At 64.8% G+C, this 5,003-nt stretch carries 5 protein-coding genes; all 5 read left to right on the top strand.

Annotated features, from left to right (window positions below; translation table 11 throughout):
* Window positions 1–110 precede the first annotated feature (110 nt).
* The 5 genes from GWK18_RS09885 to GWK18_RS09865 all read left to right on the top strand — a co-directional run bounded on the left by GWK18_RS09885 (window position 111) and on the right by GWK18_RS09865 (window position 4,929).
* Window positions 111–2,453, top strand: coding sequence for a cbb3-type cytochrome c oxidase subunit I (locus tag GWK18_RS09885; RefSeq protein ID WP_348535920.1), 2,343 nt, complete (start codon window positions 111–113; stop codon window positions 2,451–2,453).
* Between the two features lie 5 nt (window positions 2,454–2,458).
* Entirely contained in the window at window positions 2,459–3,163 is a 705-nt protein-coding gene (locus GWK18_RS09880; RefSeq protein WP_209280932.1) for a transposase, read from the top strand.
* Window positions 3,163–3,954 (top strand): slipin family protein, encoded by a 792-nt coding sequence (locus tag GWK18_RS09875; protein WP_123826216.1) that lies wholly within the window; start codon window positions 3,163–3,165, stop codon window positions 3,952–3,954. Before GWK18_RS09880 ends, GWK18_RS09875 begins: the two co-directional genes overlap by 1 nt.
* Before the next feature lie 34 nt (window positions 3,955–3,988).
* Window positions 3,989–4,330: a DUF2200 domain-containing protein gene (locus GWK18_RS09870; protein WP_123826214.1), complete on the top strand. Its 342-nt coding sequence runs from the start codon at window positions 3,989–3,991 to the stop codon at window positions 4,328–4,330.
* An 80-nt stretch (window positions 4,331–4,410) separates the two neighbouring features.
* Complete coding sequence (locus GWK18_RS09865) at window positions 4,411–4,929, top strand: asparaginase domain-containing protein (protein ID WP_123826212.1); 519 nt, start codon at window positions 4,411–4,413, stop codon at window positions 4,927–4,929.
* Window positions 4,930–5,003: the final 74 nt, after the last annotated feature.

Genomic DNA, 5,003 nt, shown 5'->3' with positions numbered 1-5,003 from the left:
CTCGGGAGACCTCGACTTCTATCCCAACACCGCCGCGCCGTCAGCTTCTACACCCTCATCTGCGAAGAGCCGTCATGGGCCTGTTGGCCTATCGAACGTACTCGGCCTCCATGCCCTTGCCCGATAAGATCGTGGCCGAGGACGGAACGGTGGTGGCAACCGGTGAAGACATCACGCGCGGCCAGGAGATCTTCAATGCCCGTGGGCTCCAGGAGTACGGATCCGTCCTGGGTCACGGTGCCTACCTGGGCCCCGACTGGACGGCGGAATACCTCCGTGTGACCACAGACCGGGCGATCGAGCAGTACACGAACGACGGCGTCCAGGACCCTCAGCAGGCGGTCGAGGACGAATGGCGGACGAACCGGTACGACGAGGAAACTGGGACCTTGACCTGGACCCCCACCCAGGTCGACGGCTTCAATCACATGGAGAGCTACTACTCCGACTTCTTCGGTGAGCCGACCACCAAGAACGGTCTGCCGGCCAACATGATCACGGACCAGGACCAGATCCACGACCTGACCGCGTTCTACGCGTGGACCGCCTGGGCGGGCTCCACAGATCGGCCGGGACACGACTACTCGTACACGAACAACTGGCCCGCCGAACCGAACGTCGGCAACACCGCGACCGCCGACTTGATGATCTGGTCCGTGCTGTCCTTGGTCGTCCTTCTGGGCGGTATCGGCGTGCTGTTCGCGGTCTACGGTCGGTGGTCGGCCAAGATCGGTTGGCACGGCGACGACGCCCCCATCCTGGACTTCCGGCAGCCCGGCGAAGTGCGGCTCACGCCCTCACAACGCATGACGGTGCTGTTCTTCTCCACCATCATCGTGTTGTTCCTGGCTCAAGCGCTCCTGGGCGCTCTGACAGAGCACTACCGCGTGGAACTGACCGGCTTCTTTGGCTTCGACATGTCGCAGATCCTGCCTTACAACCTGGCACGCACGTGGCACGTTCAGCTGTCCCTGTTCTGGACAGCCGCGGGCTTCCTGGCCGCGGGTATCTTCCTGACGCCGTTCATCGCCCGTCGGGAACCCAAGAAGCAGGGGCTCCTGACCGTGCTCCTGTACGTGGCGGTCGTGATCGTCGTCGTCGGAACGTTGTTGACAACGTTCCTGTCCGTCCACGGAATCACGGAACCAGGGTCCTGGCTGTCCCAGCAGTGGGAGTACCTGGACCTGCCGCGGCTGTTCCAGATCCTGCTCACGGTGGGCATGTTCATCTGGATCGCGATCGTCTACCGCGGCATGCGCGCCAGGTTGCGCGGGGAGCACAAGGGCAACATGCCCTGGCTGTTCTTCTTCGCGGGCCTGGCCATTCCGGCGTTCTACGCCGTCGGGATGCTGGCGAGCACGGACACACACTTCTCCGTCGCGGATTTCTGGCGCTTCTGGGTGGTCCATCTGTGGGTGGAGGACTTCCTGGAACTGTTCACCACGGTGATGGTGGCCTACATCTTCGTGCTGCTGGGTGTGGTCCGGGAGCGCATCGCGATCGCCATCATCTACATGGACATCATCCTGTACTCCGTGGGTGGCGTGATCGGCACCATGCACCACCTCTACTTCTCCGGAACCCCGGTGGAGCACATGGCACTGGGCGCGTTCTTCTCCGCGGCCGAGGTCATCCCGCTGACGTTCCTGACGGTCGAGGCATGGGGCTTCATGCAACTCGGGTCCCGCCAGCACTCGAACCGGACCAAGCCGTTCCCGCACCGTTGGGCGGTCATGTTCCTGGTGTCGGTGGGCTTCTGGAACTTCCTGGGCGCGGGAATCTTCGGGTTCCTGATCAACATGCCGATCGTGTCCTACTACCAAATCGGTACCGCACTCACCGCCAACCACGCACACGGCGCCATGATGGGCGTGTACGGGTTCCTGGCGATCGGCATGGCGGTCTTCGCCCTGCGCTACGTCATCCCGCCGGAGAAGTGGCCCGAGAAGTGGATGGGGTTCTCCTTCTGGGCGCTGAACATCGGCTTGCTGTGGATGGTCTTCGTCTCCCTCATGCCGCTGGGGGTCGCCCAGCTCTACCACTCGGTCTCCGAGGGGTACTACGAGGCACGGTCGCTGGGCTACCTGACTGAACCCGGCAACGTGGTGGTCGAGTGGCTGCGCATGCCAGGCGACGTGATCTTCCTGGTCGGCATCGTTCCGCTGCTCTACCTGGCCTTCCTGGGACTCAAGTACTTCCTGCGCAAGAGCCCGGGGGAGGACGGCACCACCACGCCGTTGTACGAAGAGATCACCCCCGCCAAGTTGGCGGAGTTCGACGCCGAGGAGCGGGTGGAGGCCACCGCCACGAGCGAACGCACGCCATACCGTTCGGACCGTCAACTCCGGGAAGCCGACAAACCGCGGGGACGGTACCGGTCGGACCGGGAGGCACAGGACCGACCCATGGGCCGGGCCGATGACCCGGACGATCCCAACAGTTCGGACCTGTGACCGGAATGGATCAGATCTCACTGCTGACATGGGGCCTGTGCCTCTACGGTCTGGCGTTGGCCGCCGCCTGGGGATTCGACATCCTGGCGCGGCGCACGTCCCAACGGGCGGTGGCCTGGCGGACCAACGGCTTCGTCTACCACGAGAGTCACGACGCCTGGCTGTGCCCGGAAGACCAATGGTTGTGGCCCACGTCCTTCGACCCGGACAACCGCGTCATGCGGTATCGCGGCAAGGCCGACATCTGCAATGCCTGCCCGGTCAAGGACACCTGCACCGTGTCCGACCATGGCAAGCAACTGACCCGAGAAGTGGACCCGTGGCCGCATTCCGAGAACGGCCGGTTCCATCGCGGCGTGGCCGTGGCTGTGGGAGCCATGGGCGTGATCATGCTGTTGGCCGGCATGCTCATGGCCACCACGGGCCTTGAAGTGTTGGTGCTGGCGGTCACCGCGTTCGTCGTCGCCGTCGTGTGTGCGCCCCTGGTGATCCATCTGGTGCGAACCCCGACCGGGGCTCCCGATCACATCGTTCACCACAACGACCGTGAGGCTCTGCAGGCTATGACCACGGATCGCTTCGCCGCCAAGTGGGGTGGAGATTCGCGGGGCAACGACGCCGTGTGGGGCGGTGTCACGCGGGAGCGGCTGCCCATCGAACCGGTGCAACGCTCTGCGTCCGATACCAGTACCGTCCGAAAGGGGAAGTGATGCCCGCGTCCGCGGTCATAGCCGTTCTGTGTGTCCTGCTGGTCATCGTGGTGATCCTGCTGGTGAGCCTGCGGGTGATTCCGCAGTACCAGCGCGCGGTGGCCTTCCGGTTCGGCCACGTGAAGCCGCTGTACGGGCCGGGGCTCAAGGTGGTGCTGCCGCTGATCGATTCCCTGCACCGGGTGGACCTGCGCACCATCACGCTCACCATTCCGCCGCAGGAGATCATCACCAAGGACAACGTGCCCGCTCGCGTCAACGCCGTGGTCATGTTCCGCGTGGTGGACCCCCAGAAGGCTGTGCTGGAGGTGGAGAACTACGCGGTGGCCACCTCGCAGATCGCGCAGACGTCCCTCCGGTCCCTCCTGGGGCGCGTTGATCTGGACACACTGCTGGCCCATCGGGACGACTTGGGGTCAGATCTTCGGGAGATCATCGCCCGCCAGACAGGGCCCTGGGGCGTGGAGGTTGTGATCGTGGAGATCAAGGACATCGAGATCCCGGAGGCCATGCAGCGTGCGATGGCGCGTGAAGCGGAGGCGGAGCGCGAGCGCCGCGCCAAGGTGATCAATGCCCACGGTGAGCTGCAGGCCTCCGCCGAGCTTCGCGATGCCGCCGAGACGCTGTCCCAGGCTCCCGCCTCCATCCAACTGCGCTACCTGCAGACCCTGCTGGAGCTCGGCGCGGACCAGAACTCCACCGTGGTGTTCCCGTTGCCCGTGGACATCATGTCCGGGCTGACCAAGATGCTGGGGTCCGAGGGGCAACCCGGCAGCCAGGGCGACCACTGACCGGTGTCCGGAGCAGGTGGTCTAGCCTGAGTCGATGCACAGGATCTTCACCACCAGCGTCGCCTCCGTCTATCCGCACTACGTCACCAAGGTCGAGAAGAAGGGGCGTACCCGGGAGGAACTGGATGAGGTGATCCGCTGGCTCACCGGCTTCACGCAGGACGAGCTCCAGGCGCACCTGGATCAAGAGACCACGTTCGAGGACTTCTTTGCCGACGCCGATCTCAATCCCAACGCCCCGTTGATCAAAGGCGTGGTCTGCGGGGTCCGCGTGGAGGACGTCGAGGATCCGCTCATGCAGAAGATCCGGTACCTGGACAAGCTGGTGGACGAACTGGCCAAGGGCAAGGCCATGGAGAAGGTCCTGCGAGGGTGACCTTCTGCGCCTGCCAGTCCTCGGCCGCCGTGGTCGGGGTCGAGGGTCCAACCGACCTCGGCACCCGATAGTCTCGTGCGATGACGAATCCCCAGCCCATCGCGCTCGTGACCACCGGCGGCACCATCGACAAGATCTACTCCCTGACCGGCGACTTGGAGATCGGGGAGCCCGCAGCGTTGGAGATCCTGTCCGTCGTCAGGCCGACCGTTCCCGTCACCGCGGAGCCGGTCCTGCGCAAGGACAGCCTGGACATCACCGACGACGACCGGCAGACCCTGTTCGAGCGGGTCGAAGCCCTGCCCAACACGCGTGTGGTCATTACGCACGGCACGGACACGATGACCGACACCGCGGAGTACCTCCGGACGCACGGCACCGCGCTCGCGGACAAGACCATCGTGTTCACGGGCGCCATGCAGCCCGCGTCCCTTCGCGTCACGGATTCGCAGTTCAACCTGGGTACCGCGTTCGCGGCGGTGCAGCTCCTCGACCCAGGGATCTACCTGGCGATGAGTGGCCGCGTGTTCCCCGTGGGCGCGGTGGTCAAGGACCGAGACCGCGGTCAGTTCGTGGACCTCGTCGTTCCGGAGAACTGAACGGCCCCGTTTCGCTCCGTTCGTGCCGACCACACCACTAAGCGTCGACCGCACACGTTATGGCGTGTGCGGTC

The sequence above is a fragment of the Kocuria sp. JC486 genome, assembly GCF_011602805.1.
GTDB lineage: Bacteria > Actinomycetota > Actinomycetes > Actinomycetales > Micrococcaceae > Kocuria > Kocuria soli.
Note: the sequence above shows the minus strand (reverse complement) of the source record. Positions and strands in the feature narration are given on the sequence as shown.